Source organism: Maribacter sp. MAR_2009_72 (assembly GCF_007827235.1).
Classification (GTDB): domain Bacteria; phylum Bacteroidota; class Bacteroidia; order Flavobacteriales; family Flavobacteriaceae; genus Maribacter; species Maribacter sedimenticola.
In genome coordinates, this window is record NZ_VISB01000001.1 from 1,935,384 (window position 1) to 1,954,840 (window position 19,457).

At 37.8% G+C, this 19,457-nt stretch carries 13 protein-coding genes, 2 tRNA genes and 1 rRNA gene; 7 read left to right on the plus strand and 9 right to left on the minus strand.

Annotated elements, in window-relative coordinates; genetic code table 11:
- Positions 1-162 precede the first annotated feature (162 nt).
- The 6 genes from JM81_RS07995 to JM81_RS08020 form a co-directional block, all read right to left on the minus strand.
- A tRNA-Ala gene (locus JM81_RS07995) sits at positions 163-239 on the minus strand.
- Between the two features lie 136 nt (positions 240-375).
- A tRNA-Ile gene (locus JM81_RS08000) sits at positions 376-449 on the minus strand.
- 181 nt (positions 450-630) lie between these two features.
- Positions 631-2,161: ribosomal RNA gene (locus tag JM81_RS08005) — 16S ribosomal RNA — on the minus strand.
- A gap of 613 nt (positions 2,162-2,774) precedes the next feature.
- Complete coding sequence (locus tag JM81_RS08010; RefSeq protein ID WP_144802074.1) at positions 2,775-4,766, minus strand: putative porin; 1,992 nt, start codon at positions 4,764-4,766, stop codon at positions 2,775-2,777.
- Positions 4,767-4,882: 116 nt separating this feature from the next.
- Positions 4,883-6,259 (minus strand): RagB/SusD family nutrient uptake outer membrane protein, encoded by a 1,377-nt coding sequence (locus JM81_RS08015; protein WP_245838975.1) that lies wholly within the window; start codon positions 6,257-6,259, stop codon positions 4,883-4,885.
- A 12-nt stretch (positions 6,260-6,271) separates the two neighbouring features.
- The gene (locus JM81_RS08020) at positions 6,272-9,325 is read right to left on the minus strand and encodes a SusC/RagA family TonB-linked outer membrane protein (protein ID WP_261374997.1); all 3,054 of its coding nucleotides are present in this window, start codon (positions 9,323-9,325) and stop codon (positions 6,272-6,274) included.
- Positions 9,326-9,533: 208 nt separating this feature from the next.
- Here JM81_RS08020 and JM81_RS08025 point away from each other — a divergent pair, with 208 nt between their 5' ends.
- From JM81_RS08025 to JM81_RS08035, 3 genes are all read left to right on the plus strand, one after another.
- The gene (locus JM81_RS08025) at positions 9,534-10,124 is read left to right on the plus strand and encodes a ribonuclease HII (protein ID WP_144802077.1); all 591 of its coding nucleotides are present in this window, start codon (positions 9,534-9,536) and stop codon (positions 10,122-10,124) included.
- A gap of 34 nt (positions 10,125-10,158) precedes the next feature.
- Complete coding sequence (locus tag JM81_RS08030; protein WP_144802080.1) at positions 10,159-12,615, plus strand: ribonuclease HII; 2,457 nt, start codon at positions 10,159-10,161, stop codon at positions 12,613-12,615.
- A gap of 115 nt (positions 12,616-12,730) precedes the next feature.
- Entirely contained in the window at positions 12,731-13,423 is a 693-nt protein-coding gene (locus JM81_RS08035; RefSeq protein WP_144802083.1) for a DUF3108 domain-containing protein, read from the plus strand.
- 49 nt (positions 13,424-13,472) lie between these two features.
- Here JM81_RS08035 and lipB read toward each other — a convergent pair whose 3' ends face one another.
- Genes lipB through JM81_RS08050 form a run of 3 tightly spaced genes read right to left on the minus strand, consistent with a single transcriptional unit; the run spans position 13,473 to position 15,096 of the window.
- A complete protein-coding gene (gene lipB, locus JM81_RS08040; protein WP_144802085.1) occupies positions 13,473-14,168 on the minus strand; it encodes a lipoyl(octanoyl) transferase LipB in 696 nt (231 codons plus the stop codon).
- Positions 14,169-14,193: 25 nt separating this feature from the next.
- Positions 14,194-14,931, minus strand: coding sequence for a hypothetical protein (locus tag JM81_RS08045; protein WP_144802088.1), 738 nt, complete (start codon positions 14,929-14,931; stop codon positions 14,194-14,196).
- A gap of 9 nt (positions 14,932-14,940) precedes the next feature.
- Entirely contained in the window at positions 14,941-15,096 is a 156-nt protein-coding gene (locus tag JM81_RS08050; RefSeq protein ID WP_074669928.1) for a YqaE/Pmp3 family membrane protein, read from the minus strand.
- 96 nt (positions 15,097-15,192) lie between these two features.
- Here JM81_RS08050 and JM81_RS08055 point away from each other — a divergent pair, with 96 nt between their 5' ends.
- The 4 genes from JM81_RS08055 (at position 15,193) to lysS (ending at position 19,450) form a co-directional block, all read left to right on the plus strand.
- On the plus strand, positions 15,193-16,245 hold the full coding sequence (locus tag JM81_RS08055; protein ID WP_186435547.1) for a response regulator transcription factor: 1,053 nt from the start codon (positions 15,193-15,195) through the stop codon (positions 16,243-16,245).
- A 105-nt stretch (positions 16,246-16,350) separates the two neighbouring features.
- Positions 16,351-16,914: a thioredoxin family protein gene (locus JM81_RS08060; RefSeq protein WP_144802093.1), complete on the plus strand. Its 564-nt coding sequence runs from the start codon at positions 16,351-16,353 to the stop codon at positions 16,912-16,914.
- Positions 16,915-16,993: 79 nt separating this feature from the next.
- The gene (locus JM81_RS08065; RefSeq protein WP_144802096.1) at positions 16,994-17,719 is read left to right on the plus strand and encodes an SGNH/GDSL hydrolase family protein; all 726 of its coding nucleotides are present in this window, start codon (positions 16,994-16,996) and stop codon (positions 17,717-17,719) included.
- Between the two features lie 39 nt (positions 17,720-17,758).
- Positions 17,759-19,450 (plus strand): lysine--tRNA ligase, encoded by a 1,692-nt coding sequence (lysS, locus tag JM81_RS08070; RefSeq protein ID WP_144802099.1) that lies wholly within the window; start codon positions 17,759-17,761, stop codon positions 19,448-19,450.
- Positions 19,451-19,457 lie beyond the last annotated feature (7 nt).

Below are 19,457 nucleotides of genomic sequence, written 5' to 3' on the forward strand. Positions count from 1 at the left end.
AAGATTCGTGTTTCTTTCTTTTTTAGTCGGTAAAACATTAAAAATGTCTTACCTCCTGTTCCAATATGTCAATGAACGATCGCGAGTCGCGATAGACAATTAAATCATCTATGCCAATCACTGCAAGCTCCTAAGATCGTATTTCATATCCCGGGCATTGCCTGGTGGAGAATATCGGAGTCGAACCGATGACCTCCTGCGTGCAAGGCAGGCGCTCTAGCCAGCTGAGCTAATCCCCCGTTTTCAGTCGTCGGCTATCAGTTAACAGTTATCAGTTAATCGATGACCATACGCCAACTTGGGATACCCAACTCCTAAAATTTCCTTCAATCCTTAATGAACGTGCCGCTTAACCAAAAACGACCTTTTTGTTTGTAGTCCCAGGCAGACTCGAACTGCCGACCTCTACATTATCAGTGTAGCGCTCTAACCAGCTGAGCTATGGGACTGTCCCTACTCTTCCTTTTCAGTATAAATACCTCGCAGAAAAAAGCAATTACTTATATATCATAATTATGGAGATGTAACAATCGAACAATTACCAAAGAAACTATTATTAAATCAAAAGACCGGGACCGTGGTTCCATTCTTCTCTTCGTCAGGGACCGTCCTTAAAAGGACAATCTCTAGAAAGGAGGTGTTCCAGCCGCACCTTCCGGTACGGCTACCTTGTTACGACTTAGCCCTAGTTACCGATCTTGCCCTAGGCCGCTCCTTGCGGTGACGGACTTCAGGCACTCCCGGCTTCCATGGCTTGACGGGCGGTGTGTACAAGGCCCGGGAACGTATTCACCGGATCATGGCTGATATCCGATTACTAGCGATTCCAGCTTCACGGGGTCGAGTTGCAGACCCCGATCCGAACTGTGACAGGTTTTATAGATTCGCTCCGCCTTGCGACGTGGCTGCTCTCTGTACCTGCCATTGTAGCACGTGTGTGGCCCAGGACGTAAGGGCCGTGATGATTTGACGTCATCCCCACCTTCCTCACGGTTTGCACCGGCAGTCCCGTTAGAGTCCCCATCATGACATGCTGGCAACTAACGGTAGGGGTTGCGCTCGTTATAGGACTTAACCTGACACCTCACGGCACGAGCTGACGACAACCATGCAGCACCTTGCAAATTGCCCGAAGGAAAATCTATCTCTAGACCTGTCAATATGCATTTAAGCCCTGGTAAGGTTCCTCGCGTATCATCGAATTAAACCACATGCTCCACCGCTTGTGCGGGCCCCCGTCAATTCCTTTGAGTTTCATTCTTGCGAACGTACTCCCCAGGTGGGATACTTATCACTTTCGCTTGGCCGCCCAGGACTCAAGGCCCCGGACAGCTAGTATCCATCGTTTACGGCGTGGACTACCAGGGTATCTAATCCTGTTCGCTCCCCACGCTTTCGTCCATCAGCGTCAGTATATAGTTAGTCACCTGCCTTCGCAATCGGTGTTCTATGTAATATCTATGCATTTCACCGCTACACTACATATTCCGGCAACTTCACTATAACTCAAGACCGACAGTATCAAAGGCAGTTCTACCGTTGAGCGGCAGACTTTCACCCCTGACTTATCGGCCCGCCTACGGACCCTTTAAACCCAATAATTCCGGATAACGCTCGGACCCTCCGTATTACCGCGGCTGCTGGCACGGAGTTAGCCGGTCCTTATTCTTACGGTACCGTCAGTAGGCTACACGTAGCCCTTTTTCTTCCCGTATAAAAGCAGTTTACTACCCATAGGGCATTCTTCCTGCACGCGGCATGGCTGGATCAGAGTCTCCTCCATTGTCCAATATTCCTCACTGCTGCCTCCCGTAGGAGTCTGGTCCGTGTCTCAGTACCAGTGTGGGGGATCCCCCTCTCAGGGCCCCTACCCATCGTAGCCTTGGTAAGCCGTTACCTTACCAACAAGCTAATGGGACGCATGGCCATCTTGTACCGCCCGAGGGCTTTAACCACATCCCGATGCCGGGTCGTGGTACCATGGGGCATTAATCTTCGTTTCCAAAGGCTATTCCCCTGCACAAGGCAGGTTCCATACGCGGTGCGCACCCGTGCGCCGGTCGCCGGCGGAAAAGCAAGCTTTTCCCCGCTGCCCCTCGACTTGCATGTGTTAGGCCTGCCGCTAGCGTTCATCCTGAGCCAGGATCAAACTCTTCATCGTTGTTCTGTATATATTCGTCCCAACGAAGTCAAAATCTCTCCCGGCCCCGACTCTCGATTCAATTCCTTATATATACCTTACGATATATTAAATTGTATGTTTCCTTAATTCTTGTTCCTCTCATCCAGGTCCTCACCTGAACTCGATTCCTATCTCCACAATATTTCAATGAACTTCCATAAACCAGGCACCGAATCTCCCGATTCCCTCGCCTCGTTTCCCCTAGGTAATTCCCTAAGCGGGTGCAAATATACAACTGTTTTTTAACCTGACAACTACTTTGTGAAAAAAATAAAATTTTCTTTACAGGCCCGGTAAAACAACATTTTTATGAACTTGCCCCGGCGGCGGACAAAGACCGTGATCTTCATCGTTAGCGGGCTGCAAATGTACACCCTATTTCCAAACCTACAAGGCTTTTTTTAAAAAAAATGAGGTTTTTTTTGGACCGCCACCTACCCCGCTGATTTACTGAACTTTATGGGAACGGAAAATACCCCTAAAGGATAAATAATACACAACGTTCTGATAAACAGCCTTTTAAAACATACGACCATTGCAACGGCGCGCTAACCAACATGTTTACAGCAGGTTGAGAAACGAGACCAGGCAACTAGGAAAAGAAATTCCAGACTAGACCAAAACGGATAACAAAATCCCGATACGGATAATTGGGTGCGGCATAATAATTATACCCCGTAAATGAAGAATTAAAATGTTCTGCCTTTAAATAAATACGTGTTTGCTGAATACGTGCATTGATGAAAAAATCCAGTAATGGATAGCCCCCCAACTCTTCATTGTTTTGAGTATAAAACTCTCCTAAAACAGGATTGTACGCATTCATATTATATGCAGTAAAATATTTAAAGGTTATGCCTGTTTGTAAATACATTGCTTTTTTAAATACATCCGAAGAAAAATACAATGTATTCCTAGTAACTAATTGAGGAAGATTCATTACTTGCTCCTCTTGCGTTACATTTTGATACATCACCGTATTGTTCAATGCAAACATACCAACCCTAAATTCCTTTTCATATTTAACCTTTAAATAGGTTATACCATTGCTTTCTTGAACCGGTTTTATAAAAGCTTGCTCCATACCGGCATCAATTTCAACATCAGAAACCGGTGCAAAATATGTGTAATTATCCAAATTGCTGAATTTTACCATAAGATTACCCCATGTTACAGAATTCAATTCTCCCCTAAGACTACTTACCCTTTCCTTATTAAAGGTATTTGAATTATCCCAATTATAATTTAAATACTCGCTTTGATAAAGCAGGTAATTAAAATTGGGCATTCTTGAAGAGGTATGCAGAGTGAATTTAAGGTTGTTTTTAGGATTGATCTTATATGATGCGGTAACATTTAAAAGGTTTCCGGTCAAATTGCCCGATAAATTATACTTAAGCTCCGCATTTAAATCAAAACCACCAATACGTTTTTCATATTTACCCCCTAAGGCCAGTTCAGTACCATTTAATCTATTAGGTATAACCACTCCTTCCTCTGTGGTAAATTGACTATCAAAATAATAATCATAATTATACATTTGCAGACCACCTGTTAATTTCCCCAAAGTTCTATTATAAAATTGTGCATTTGCCTCATTGTAAAATGTTTTCAAAACGGCCTTATCGTTTATACCTGAAAGTATGGCATTGCCAAATATGGTATCATTGACCGTTTGCATAAATTGATAGTACTTGGTTTCATAATTAAACACATGACCAATGGACAATGAAGTTTTCTCTGAGCGGGTAGAATCCAATTGTTTCCTAATAAGTTTATAGGTGTGATCCAAATAATATCTTTTACCTAATATCTTATTGTCGACATCATCAAAACGAACATCTACCCTAGGCCTATTTGTAAAATCTTCATCGCCAGATTCAAATTGCAGCTCCTTTTCCAACAGCCCACCATTTTCTTGTGATATAATATTTTGCGCAGCTATATGCGCCCTCAATGCATATCTATTGTTCCTAGACAAATAATTAGTTGTCATGGTAAAATTGCCCGACTGTATTTGGTTGTCATTGTATTTTCCTAAAGAACGATGACCGGTATAACCAATGGAAAAATTAAGTCTGGGCGATGTGTTAAATGTTAGGTTCGCGTCCAAAAACTGACCTTGTTCCAAGGTTGTTTTAAAAAACAACTCGGTCATTGGGGTTGGAACGTTATAATATACTATCTGTTCCTTTTCCAAATATTTCCGATCCTTACCAATTGCCCCGAGGTAAGGATAAATATTAGCTCTTTCTAAATCCAAGCCCAATGAATTATACGCCTCTCCTATATTGGAAAAGGACATAAGTTCAAAATCGTCTTTCCTTAAATAATTATACTTGTATTCCTTATTGATGGTGAGTGTAGTATCCAAATATGTGGTATCCCTAGCAAAAGTAATTATCTTGTAGTCCTTGATCGTGATACCTATGGTATCCGATTTTTGCCTACCCATTGGACCACTTACCTTTTTCTTATTTAATGATGCCAGCGAATCTATACTGGCCCCTTTTCTTAACTCCCCCTTTTGACCAAATACAATACAGGATGTAAAAAATAAAAAAACTATTAATATATATTTCATGAAGCGATGTTACCCGTGCAAAGTTAATTTTTTTGTTGCTAAGTAAATGTGAATTTTATTATAACAAAAAAACCCTGCTTTTTAGCAGGGTTTACTATTATTTACAAAATATGGGTTTAGTAACCGTCGTTCTGTTGCATATTTGAATTTGCATTGATTTCCGATATTGGAATTGGCCAAGCAAATAAATTGTTTGGATACGTCAATGTCTCAACAGTATTCTCCAATACACCCGTTGTATTTACAGATTGACCCGTTCTCATTAAATCATCAAAACGGAAACCTTCAAAAATAAGTTCTCTTCTACGCTCGTTAAGAATATCTTCTTTGGTTACGGAAGTATAAGGTACCGCACCTCTATTCTCAGCAATTAAATTTAACTGAGTCAAAGCATCTCCACTGGTTTCGAACAATGCCTCTGCATAGTTCAAAATAACCTCCTCATATCTGAACAAAGGAATATTATCCGCACCTATGGCAGTATCTGGATATTTGCCAATGTTTCTTAGTTCAGTTCCTTCATTTTGAAATCCAAAGATTCCCAAACGAACATCACCATCATCATAAATATCCAATACATCTGACATAACTTGAAGATCCCCGTAACCTGCAGGAGCATCACTTGGATATCTGTAGATGTAAGATAAAGCATTAGGTCCTAAATTGTCTGACCCACTAAAGGCAAGTTCAAATATTACGTTAGAACCACCATCACCGGCCCAGCTAGACACATAAGCATCAGCACCGATAACTGAATACAGGTCAGAATTAATTACCGCCTCTGAAGCCGTAACCGCTCTACCCCAATCTTCAAAATAAACTGCAACCCTAGACTCTAAAGCTTTGGCAACATACTTAGAAACGAGAATCTTAGAAGTATCATAAGAAGAATCCATCATATCAAAAGCAGTTTGTAAGTCTGTGTAAATAGCTTGTTTTACCTCTTCAACAGTACTCCTTGATGGGAACAAATCATCTCCTTTAAACGTATTTACAATTGGCACACCTAAAGTACCACCTGCATGCTGCTGACCATAAACCCTTAACAAATCAAAATTACCAAGAGCCCTTAAAATCATTGCTTGACCTTGAATATGCTCACCATATGCCAAGTCTCCTTCCAATGAAGATAAGTCTGTATTAATAATAATATTTGCATTGGACATCATTTCATATACATCATCCCAAATGAATCCTGTATTTGCATTATATTGAAATTGAGATTGAGTAGTGAACCTTCCTGAATTACCATTGGAAAAAGCGTTATCCGATCTTACCTCATTATTGGCAATTAAGTCCCTACCATAATACTCCTCAGAGGTCATAACATTATGAGCACCCTTAAGAATACTGTACAAGTTATCCACTTTTGTGATACTACCTTCTACGTTCTTACTTTGAGCCAACGTAGGATCAAGATCATCTGTAGTACATGAACCGACTATTATCGCCATTGAGGCCAATAATAGCATAATTATTTTATTATTTTTCATATTTAATTTTTTTTAGAAGTTCAAATTAACTCCAACAGAAATTGTTCTAGCAGGAGGAGTTTCCAATCCAGTTTCACCAGGTGTAACATCACCCCCTTGACTATCCACATCAACCTCAGGATCATGCAATAAGTTATCATCCTTAACCCAAGTCAATAGGTTATTTCCTCTTACAAAGAACCTAAGTTTATTGATACCAATTCTATCCACCGCTTTTTGTGGAAGGTCAAAACCAACAGTTAACGCTCTAAGTCTCATGAAATCACCGTCATATAAGTACTTAGAATGTCTCTGCCATCCTGGAGCACCAGTAGTAAATTTACCGTTTCTGGCAATATCACCAGGCTCTTGCCATCTATCCAACAAAGACGTATAGCCGTTGAAAGCCAATATAGGATAAGCATTAGATTGGTTTAGGTACAAGTGCCATCCTTCATATATTTTGTTACCACCAGAGTAATATCCGTTAGCATTAATAAAGAAGTTCTTGTATTTGAAATTTAAATTAAGACCAGCAGTAAAAGTAGGTACGGCATTTGACCCTTGAAATACAGCTTCTGCTTCATTGAAGTTAGCAGTTGTTTCACCATCAACTCCATTAACGTACCACTCTTCTATACCTGTTTCTGGATTAACACCTGCCCAAGTTGGCATGTACCACTCCCTTACCGGATGACCAGTTTCAATTCTTGTCCTTGTCGTAGTAATGGTTCTTTCAACTCCATTTGGATCTAAAGGTAATTTAGTAACCTCGTTCTTAACCGTAGAGAAATTACCGCCGATGGAGAAATTCACATCCTCAGTATTTACAACGTTAAAGTTAAGATCTACTTCAACACCTTTATTGGTCAACTCACCAATATTAGCATATTGACTTGCAAAACCAGTAGTTTGTGAAAGTGGAACATTCAGCAATAAATCTTCTGAAGTTCTATGAAAATAAGCAACACTACCACTAACGGTGTTTTTGAACAATCCAAAATCTACACCTACATCAATGGTCTTGGAAAGCTCCCAAGATAATTGGTCATTACCAAATGTATCTACATATTGCGCACCTTCTCCACCATAATCCTCACTATATCCAAATAATGATTGGTATAAGTTCAAATCTATGTTTGCGTTTCCTGTTACACCATAAGAACCTCTTAACTTTAAGTTATCTATTACATTAGAATCTGCCAAAAAGTCTTCTCTATGGATGTTCCAAGCACCACCAACAGACCAGAAGTTACCCCATCTGTTATCTTTACCAAATCTTGAGTTACCTTCTCTTCTGTAAGATAAATCTAAAACGTACTTACCATCAAAGGCAGAATATTTCATAAGTCCCATGTAAGCACCTACGTAAAAGTCAGAAAAGCTAGAACTAACTGAATTAGGTGTACCTACGTTATCCAAATAAAACAGACCGTCATCAGCAAAATTCTGACCTGAACCACCTAAGAAATATCTTCTATTGGACTGGTATTCCTGTAACACCTTGAAATCAAACCTATGGTTATCATTGATATCATAGTTGTAATCAAAATAGTTCTGGAAAACATAGAATACATTGGTTCTGTCATATTGCTCAGCATCACCAGATGTTGGCACACCGTAACCATAATTTCTGTTTGAATAATTTCTGTAGTTATATCCTTGGTAATCTACATTGAACGAAGAACCAAATGAAAGGCCACCACCTAAATTCCAATTTAAGTTGTTATTGGAAATAATTCTCGTTAACCTGTTCTCATAGATGTTGTTCTCATTATTATATAGTGGGTTTGGCAAAGAACCACCAAACTCATTGTAAGAACCATCTGCATTATATGGCAATACTAACGGAGACAAAAAGAATTTTGCCGATCTAGGACTTTCAAAATATGCACTAGTTTCCAAGAAAGCATTCTGTAAAGAATGGGTTGCCGAGTTATTAGAGCTGAACGTAATGTTTTCAGTCAAATCCTTTGAAAAGTTCAATGCACCGGAAATTCTTTCAAATGAAGGCCCAACAACGGTACCTTCTTGATTCATATAACCAACCGATCCGTAGAACGTATGACCCTCGCCACCACCGGAAGCAGATATACTATGTTGTTGTACCGACGCAGCACTGTTTCTAACTGCAAGGTCCCAACGTGCTTCTGGTCTGCCAGCTGCATCCCAATCAGCAAAACTACCTGCCAATAATTGGCTTATAGCCTCTTCCTTGGTAGCTGTAATTCCATCATTGAAATAAGCTTCGGCAGTTAACTCCAAACGATTTGCAGCAGTTAATGGAACTGGTCCAGTAATTGCATCTCTTTGAAAACCGTAACTTGAATTTACATCAAACACAGTTTCTCCAGCCCTACCCTTTTTGGTAGTGATCAAGATAACACCGTTTGCACCCCTAGCACCATATTGTGCCGTTGCAGATGCATCTTTTAATACCGTAATGGATTTAATGTTGTTATTGTCCAAACCTGCCAATGCGGACAATGATGAAAATGCACCACTTGACCCAACATTATCATTACTTACCGGAGCACCATCGATTACATATAATGGTTCGTTACCCGCGGTAATAGAACTAATACCACGAATTCTAATGTTAGCAGTAGAACCAGGAGTACCGGAAGTTGCAGAAACTGCAAGACCAGATACATTACCTTGCAATGCCTGCTCAACACTAGGAGTAATGATTTCCGATAATTTATCGGCATTTACCTCAACAATAGAACCGGTAATATCCGATCTTCTCTGAGAGGTATATCCCGTTACCACAACTTCTTCCAATGCCTGCGCATCTTCTTCCAATTGTACATCCAATGTATTGGACGCCCCAACATTTAAGGTAACTGTTTTTTGCCCTAGGTAAGAAAACCTTAATTGCCCACCTTGAGTTGCATTAATGGCATAATTACCATCAAAATCTGTTTGAGTACCGTTTGTTGTTCCAACCACTACAACAGATACACCCGGTAGAGGCAATCCGCTTTGATCGGTTACAACACCGGTCACTGTTTTTTCCTGTGCATAGGAAAATGTCATGAAGAACACCAATAGCGGCGTCAACATCCACGTCAACTTCTGTTTCATAAAATTTGTTTTTGAATTAGCTTGCGGTAAAATTCATAAAAATTGCACTCTCATGCAAAATCTATCTTAACTCAAAAAAATCAAATGTTAAAAACAATATCACTATTATTTAATTATTCTTAATTTTTGAAATTTTAATAAAATATATTCAATCATTTAACTTTTTAGTTGAATTTAAAATTCCAAATTTTAAGTTAAAAAAAACATAATGCTTCTTAAATATCATAAAAACATTAACGAAACAGGTACAGATGAAGCCGGAAGAGGTTGTTTAGCAGGTCCAGTAACCGCCGCTGCGATCATTTTACCAGAACATTTTGAAAATTCAGTTTTAACCGACTCCAAGTTACTATCGCACCATAAAAGAATTACGCTGGAACCCATATTAAAAATGGAATGCGTTTCTTTTGGTATTGTACATATACACCCTGAAACAATTGATGAAATCAATATCTTAAACGCATCATTGTTAGCCATGCATAAAGCCATTGACCAGCTTACTCCGCAACCCTCATATATTATAGTAGACGGGAATAGATTTAAGCCCTACAAAAAAATAGCACATTCCTGTATTGTTAAAGGCGACTCCAAATACACCACCATTGCAGCCGCCTCAGTGCTGGCAAAAACAGCAAGGGATGCTTACATGTTACAGCTCCATGAAGAATATCCTATGTACAATTGGAAAAAAAACAAAGGCTACCCTACCAAAGAACATAGGGCCGCAATTCAAAAATACGGCCCAACCAAATACCATAGAATGAGTTTTAGGCTTTTAGCGGACGACCTCTCCAAATAATACAAATACCATAACTTTACACAAATCAATTTTCATGCGATTATTACTTATATATGTTTTTGCTATACTTTTTTGTTTTGCATGTACACCCCACAAAAACACGGAGAATGATATTTTAGAAGCAATTCCCGACCATACCGTTCTTGCCATACAAATAAATGAATATGAATCGCTCAAGTCCGCTATTGCATCAAATGAGCCATATAATAAATTGGAACACCTACGGCCCATTAAAAGTATTGTCAGCAAACTAGAAACGTTCAATTTCCTAACTAATCAAACTAAAGGTTTATTAACTTTTACAGCCAACGATAATACCACTTTTGATTTCACATACATTACCTTGGATAGTATTGCCCTGATCGAGGTAGACGAAATTACCAATAAACATATTGAGAAAATCACCGATAATTCTAACACCATTACTTCTTATCAGTTCAACGATATTCACTTTTATAGCGCACCTTATGGCAGCTATTCCATTTTAAGTTCATCAAAAACGGTATTAAGTTCTATCTTAAACCGTGATGCCACATCAAATAACAATCTATCCATAAATGAATTTTTAAATACTGCCAATAAGGAAAAACTGGCAAATATCTGGATAGACCTAGAACACGGCAGAACTTTATTGCAACAAATTTTACCACAAGACCAAACCGATCTTGATTTTGCCAGTTGGCTATCATTGGATATAACCTTGAAAGAACAGGAATTGCAAATGAACGGTGTTGCTCTACCTTCCATGACCCCAAATTATTCACTTAACCTACTCAACCACACCAAACCCATTACCAATACCCTTTGGAAACTTAGCCCAAACAATGCAACCTCTGTAACTTCCTACGGATTTGAAGAATACGCTGCATTTGTACAAAACAAAAAAACAGAAGGGTTTCCTATTAACGAACAGGACTCTTTATTATATACGGTAGAAGAAATAGGAATTGCATCATATAACAAAGAGGACATTCTCTTTTTAAGAACTTTTGGTACCGCCTCATTGGTAGATTATATACAAAATGAAAAAACCGCTACCCATGAATTTAGCGGACATGAAATCTTGGAGTTAAAACCACAACTGGGTCTATTTACCGCTCTTCATCCATTAATTGGCAATCTTTCATTTAACTATGCCAGTATTGTTGACAATACCATTGTATTCACAAAAAACCAGACCGGAATTGAATCTGTCATTTCAAAAATCAGCACAGGGGATACGTTTGATAAAACCATTTTATTTAAAAATGCCGAAGCCAAACTTACCTCCTCTTCAAGTAAAATGACAATTTCAAATTTAGAAGGTGCAGGAACTTATTTAAAGAAATCAGTTTCAGAATCACTAAGTAATGAATTTCTAAAGAGCAATCTAAAGGATTATGTCTTTGCAAATCAAGTAATTGCGGATAAAGGTTTTTTTCATTTAAACTTCTTGATCAAGAAAATTACCGAAGAAGATGAACAACATACTGTAAGCCCTGTATTTGAGACTCAGCTACAAACCGATCTAGCCACATTACCTCAATTTGTGACCAACCATAATAACGGTAAAAAAGAAATTATTGTCCAAGACCAGGAAAATACCTTGTATCTAATTTCAATAAATGGAAAGATTTTATGGAAAAAACAACTTAACAGCAACATACAGGGCAAAATTCATCAAGTAGACCTTTTTAAGAACGGAAAATTACAACTTGCTTTTACCACAAATAACGAATTTCTAATATTGGATAGAAATGGCAATGAAGTACAACCCTTTACCATGAACTATAGTGGCGGCAATGTAAATCCTTTAGCGGTATTTGATTATGAAGGCCGTAAGGACTACCGTTTTGTGGTTACCCAAGAAAATAAGGTATTCATGTACAATAGTAAGGGCGAAATTGTAAAAGGATTTACCTATACCTCAGCCGAGGGCAATATAGAAGGCACCCCCCAACATTTCCGTATTGGGAGAAAGGATTATCTTGTTTTTAAACTTGCAAACGGACTTTTGAGAATTGTAAATAGAGTGGGCAAGACAAGAATACCAGTAAAGGAAAAGTTCTCGTTTTCCAATAACCCCGTTCAACTCTATCAAAATAAATTCACTTTTACCACCTTAGACGGTTCATTGGTTCAAATAGATACACAAGGAAAAGTAACATCTAGTAAATTACAACTTACTAAAGATCACGGAATGGATGCCACTTCTAAAACATTGGCTATTATGAACGACAATATATTGCGCATACGTGATAAAAAAGTTGAACTTGAACTAGGAGTATATTCTAAACCGGAAATATTTTATTTGAACGATAAAATCTATGTATCGGTTACCGATATACAGAACCAAAAAATATATGTTTTCGATAGTCAAGCCAAACCCATTCCCGATTTCCCCATTTTTGGAAGCTCATCTATTGACATGGCCGATATTAATAACAATAAGAAAGTAGAGTTTGTTTTCAAAGACCAAGAAAATAGTATTAAAGTATATAAAATACGATGATACATGTTATGTTAGGTTTGACAAAGATTTATATACCGTTCATACAAATTGCATAATTACACTGGCTTATTTTCATATTTTTAAATATTTAGGACATTAAAGTAAACCGTACTATATGAAAACAAAGGCAATATTATTTTTGGTTTTACTATTAAGTATAACCACCATGATCGCTCAGGATAATTGCAGTAAATTCTATCCAATGACCGAAGGGGTCGCCATGGAATACACGAACTATAACAAAAAAGGCAAAGTTGAAAATGTAAGTTCTTTTAAGGTAGTCAATGTTTCTAATACAGGAGGTACCACCAATGCCACAATGGCAATAAACTTAAAAGATAATAAGGGAAAGGATATTTACGATACTGATTATAACCTTTCCTGTACAGGAAATATGGTTACCTTAGATTATGAATCTCTGCTACCAACTGAAATGATGCAGCAGTACGGCGATATGGATATTGAAATATCCGGTAACGATATTGAAATACCCAATGATCTTAGTGTAGGGCAAAACCTAAATGACGCCAATGTAACCATGAAAATAAGTATGAGCGGTATAAATATGAATATGGCCGTAGATATGACAAATAGAAAAGTGGAGAAAAAAGAAAGTGTAACTACCCCTGCCGGTACTTATGAATGTTTTGTACTCTACAGTGAAAACCGTTCTAAAATGATGATGGCCAATCAAGTATTCCCTTCAAGGGTTTGGTTGTCAGAAGGCGTAGGTATGGTAAAACAAGAAACTTATAAGAAAAATGGAGATTTAATGAGCAGTACAATGCTTACCTCCTATAATAAGTAAACACCAAACTATCCAATATCTTGAACCGGAGCTTTCGCTTCGGTTTTTTTTATGACTCAATTTCAAATAGTACCTGAAAATGTTTTAGCAACTTTTGCTTTACCTCTTCCAGGTCCACTTCCTTTTTACCTAATTCAACATTCAAGGAAGTTACCGCCTTACCTTTTATACCACACGGAATCATCATGTCAAAATAACCCAAATCCGCATTTACGTTTAGAGCAAAGCCATGCATGGTCACCCATCTACTTGCCCTAACTCCCATGGCACAAATTTTCCGTGCAAAAGGAGTGCCCACATCTAACCAAACCCCTGTTTCGCCAGGGGAACGCTCAGCTTTGATGTCATATTCGGCCAATGTTAAAATGACCATTTCCTCCAAATAACGCAGATACTTATGAATATCCGTGAAAAAATTGTCCAAATCTAGAATAGGGTAACCAACGATTTGTCCCGGACCATGATAGGTAATATCACCTCCCCTATTGATTTTATAAAAAGCAGCCCCTTTTTCCTCCAATATTTTTTCATCTACCAGTAGGTTGGCCATATCGCCACTTTTGCCCAAAGTATAAACATGAGGATGCTCAACAAACAAAAAATGATTGGGTGTTTTTAAGTCAAGCGACTCTCTTCTGTTGCGTATTTTAAGATCAAGGATTTCCTTGAACAATTGTTCTTGATAGTCCCAAGTTTCCTTATAATCCTTACGACCTAAATCCTGTATGTGCAACCGTTTATTCATTTCACAAAAATATAAAAGCTATATCCTATTTTTCCAATTCCACCTCAATAACCATAGATTCAGGATTCTTCATCATATCCAAAAAACTAACTTCATGCACCAAAGTTTTGCCATCCATTGAAAAGGTAGCTTCATTAATGTTGGTCCACTTAACACGTTTTGGAAAATGGTATTTGAATGTGTAGGTAGAACTTGACAAAAACATCTCTGCACTGGCCAAACTATCTATACTATTTTCAAATAAAGCTTGATCCAATACAATTGTTTCTCGTTTAAACCTATTATTCTTAAATGTATAGTCTACCCTAGTACTTTCCTCCGAAACATTGCCCGGCATGGATTTACCCCCTGCAATTGGACCCACTGAACTGGCATTCTGAAAAGTATTAAATGCATCGTTGATCTCGGCAACTTTTTTAAAATCCCTAAACAGGTCAAAATTCATTATACCTCTTTCCGCATCTACCTGCATATGCAATTTAAAAGGCTCCAATTTTTTTAGTTTGGCCTGCTTTTCCGGCGTCAATGTGGCAATGCTATCTTTTTTATCCCTTAGAACATCCTTAAACACAATTGTAGAGTCTATAGCTTTTTCCAATGCGGTAGAATCTGTACTTGGAAGCATTTGTAGCATTTCACCACCATCAAAACGCATACTCATCTTCCCAGACCCGTCATTGTTAAAGTAGATTTCCTCGGTAAAATTGCACGCAACGAACACCACTGCAATTAATACAGCGGTTAGCATTTTTGAAAATTTCATGTTTTATATCTAGTTAGGATTGTTCAAAATTACCAATGCGGCAATTACCCCAGGCACCCAGCCACAAAAGGTCAAAAGTAGAACAATTAAAAAAGACCCACAACCTTTGCCCAAAACTGCCAAAGGCGGAAAAAAAATGGCAAGCAATACTCTAATTAAACTCATTTGATTTATATTTTGATTGATTGATGTACCTTATTGGTCGTTAATAAAACCGCTTTGTTACAAAATCTTTTATTTTAGATGCTCATATCAGAATCAATGTTTAAACACATCTTTTTCGCAATCTCGTTATGTTGCTGTAGCGTAAGTTTGGCCCAGTACAAATTTAGCGGCCAGATAGCGAATCCCCAAAACGAAAAATCCATCTATTTATCCATCATTGAAGACTATAGAAAATTAGATAGGATCTCCTTGGAGCAAGTTGTCAAAAAAACAGGTACAGATTCTTTAGGATATTTTAATTTTTACGGAAACAATTTACTGGAGGAAAATAGAATATATAGGATTCATTTAGACGATTGTAGCGAAACCTCATCATTGCCAGATCATTTTTTCGGTAATTGCAAAAGCAGTAAGAGTATTCTATTCATAGCAAAAAATACAGATACCATAAACTTTCCAAGGTCCTTTTCAGATGAAATGTTATGTGAAATAATATCTACAAACAATACTTCTCAAATTTTTTTGGAAATAGATGTACTAAAAGAACAAATGGCTTTTGAATTTAATGATTTTAGAAGTGATGCAAGTAAGAAATTGAACCTACAAAAATGGTTTGGAACATTACAGGATTTTGGAGAACAGTTAAACGAACCTTTGGCAGAACTTTATATCTACAACTTTTTATCGGATAAAAGGAACGAAACTTACACCTATTATATAAAGGATATAATCGCCAATAATTATTATAAGGAATTGGGTGAAAGATTGTCCACTAAATATCCCAATACCGTGTTTACCGCACAATATAAAAAGGAAATAGAGATAGACGAACAAATAGCAAACAATAATACCGGAAGCTCACCTTTGTGGAAATGGTTATTACCGTTACTACTGTTCATTTCAGTGGTCTTTAATATTTATTTACTGGCAATGCCTAAAATAAACGCAAAAAAGATACGCCAACTTGCCTATGCCAAATTAACGGAACAAGAGCAAAATATAGTAAAGCAGATTTTACAAAACAAGACCAACAAAGAAATAGCCTCTACAATGTTTATATCAGTAAGCACCGTTAAGACCCACATCAATAATATTTACAAAAAATTAGAAGTAACCACCCGCACTGAAATAAAACAACAATATCACTAATACAATTATTTCCACCACGGGTCTAGTACCTATTTCCACCCACTACAAATCGTTATATATCCGCAATTTCCAGAATTTTCAGGCTTAATTTTAAATCTGAATATTATGAGATTACCCTTTTTGATTACTACATTGGTATTAGGCATTATCTACAATGTAATTGCACAACAATCTTACCAGGAAATTACCCTTGTTAACCAAGAACCTTTTTTGCTAGGAAAAATTACCGAAAATCACCTAATGTTCCAAAATTATGCATCTTGGTACACACCTAATTATGAAAAATATGAAACTGATAACTCCCAAATAACGTTGTTTAGACCAAATTTAAGTGCATTTAAAATCTTAGTTTTTATGGGAACATGGTGCGGGGATAGCAAACGTGAGCTACCTAGATTTGTAAAAATCCTGAAAGAGGCCAATTATCCTATGGAGAATTTAAAAATAGTTGCGGTGGACAAACGAAAGGACAATTACAAAAAAAGTCCGCAAGGTGAGGAATGGGCGCTTCATATTCGTAGGGTTCCAACATTTATATTTTACAAAAATGGCAGGGAAGTCAACAGAATTATAGAAAGCCCTATTTCTACTTTAGAAGATGATATATTTAAAATTGTTTCCGGCGAGGCATATATTCCCAATTATGCTACTACCTTACATTTTGATTGATTAATAATCCTTTTACGACTATAGTAAATTCCTTATATTTTAAAGAACCTTAGCTACTTTTTTACGTTATATCTACTATATGGAACAAATTTATACACCGTTTAAAATTACATTGCTTCTATTGCTCATTACTACAGCACCATCTTGTAGCCAAACCGATGACATTAGATCAGAACCTATACAAGAGCAAAATGGCAATACGCAAAAGGCAACATATTTAGCTCTTGGAGACAGTTATACGGTCGGTGAAAGTGTAGACTTTGAACAAAGCTTTCCTGCACAATTGGATACTAGAATAGAGGAAACAAAAAACCTAAACGTAGAGACCACGGTCATTGCCCAAACCGGGTGGAGAACGGACCAATTGATTGCATCTATAATGGGTAGGGAATCTGGCAATTATGATTTGGTCACCCTGCTCATTGGGGTAAACAATCAATTTCAATCCCGGCCATTTGCCCAATATGAATCAGAATTTCCAGAACTTTTGAAAAAAGCCGTTCAACTGGCGGGCAATGATTCCAACAAAGTGATCGTACTATCAATACCAGACTATTTTTATACCCCTTATGGTCAACTAAATGGTAATGAACAAATTTCTAAAGCACTGGACGATTATAATCATTTTGCAAAAGTAACCTGTACATCAATGGGCATAACCTTCCTTAACATTACGGATATTACTAGAAATGGTTTGAACGAGCCCGAACTGGTTGCCGATGACGGGCTACACCCTTCTTCCCTTGCCTATAAAAAATTTGTGGATAGACTCTATCCTTTAGTGTCCACAAGATTGAAAGATTAATACATATCGATTATATTTGCCAGCTAAATAAACGACGGCATGCAATTATCGGAGCAAGAGCTTATCAGAAGAGAAAAATTGGAAAAACTAAGAGCGCTGGGCATCAATCCATATCCAGCTGCGCTATACCCTGTTAATGCCACATCGGCAAGCATAAAATCCAATTATGAGGAAGGTAAACAGGTTATCGTTGCCGGTAGATTAATGTCTCGTAGAATTCAAGGAAAAGCCTCTTTTGCCGAGCTACAGGATAGTTCTGGTAGAATTCAAGTTTATTTCAATAGAGATGAAATCTGTACTGGAGAGGACAAATCCTTATACAACGATGTTTATAAAAAATTGTTGGATATTGGAGATATCATTGGTATAGAAGGCGATTTATTTACCACTCAGGTGGGTGAAAAAACGATAATGGTAAAGAAGTTTACCATGTTGAGCAAATCGCTTAGACCATTGCCATTGCCTAAAAAAGATGCGGAAGGCAAGGTTTACGATGAGTTCAACGACCCAGAATTACGTTACCGCCAACGATATGTAGATTTGGTAGTCAATCCAAAAGTAAAGGAAACGTTCATTAAGAGAACCAAGATTACCAATAGTATTCGTGAGTTCTATAATGATAAAGGTTATTTAGAGGTAGAAACGCCTATTTTGCAACCAATACCAGGTGGTGCTACGGCACGTCCTTTCTTAACGCACCATAATGCCCTGAACATTCCATTGTATTTACGTATTGCCAACGAACTTTACCTAAAGAGATTGATCGTTGGTGGGTTCGATGGTGTTTATGAATTCTCCAAGGATTTTAGAAACGAAGGTATGGATCGTACCCATAACCCAGAATTTACGGTAATGGAACTGTATGTAGCCTACAAAGACTACAATTGGATGATGGCTACCACTGAAAAATTATTGGAGAAAATTGCAATGGATGCCAATGGAACCACTAAGGTAACCGTAGGCAAACACGAAATTGAATTCAAGGCTCCTTACGCAAGAGTACCTATTTTAGAGGCTATAAAAATACACACAGGTATTGATGTTGCAGGAATGCCAGAAGATGAACTACGTGAAACGGCTAAAAAATTAGGTTTAGAGGTCGATGATACTATGGGTGTAGGCAAACTGATCGATGAAATTTTTGGCGAAAAATGTGAGCATCATTATATACAGCCAACCTTTATTACCGATTACCCCAAGGAAATGAGTCCGCTAACAAAGGAACATAGGGACAACCCTGCGTTAACAGAACGTTTTGAGCTTATGGTAAATGGTAAAGAGTTGGCGAACGCTTATTCAGAGCTTAATGACCCTATAGACCAAAGAGAGCGATTTGAAGAACAATTGAAGCTTTCGGAAAAAGGTGATGATGAGGCAATGTTCATTGACCAAGATTTTCTTAGGGCCCTAGAATACGGTATGCCCCCTACCTCTGGTATTGGTATTGGCATTGACCGTTTGGTTATGCTCATGACCAATAATGCCTCTATACAGGAAGTATTGTTCTTCCCGCAAATGAGACCGGAGAAAAAACCTCTACAATTATCGGATAACGAGAAAGTTATTTTTGACATTTTAAAGTCAGAAAAGAAAATAGAATTGGATGCCCTTAAAAACAAGGCCGATCTAAGTAACAAAGCATGGGACAAGGGCATTAAAGGTATTACAAAACAACAGTTGGCTAAAATCTATAAGGAGGGCGATGTTCTTTTAGTTGAAATATTAAAATAGCCTTTTC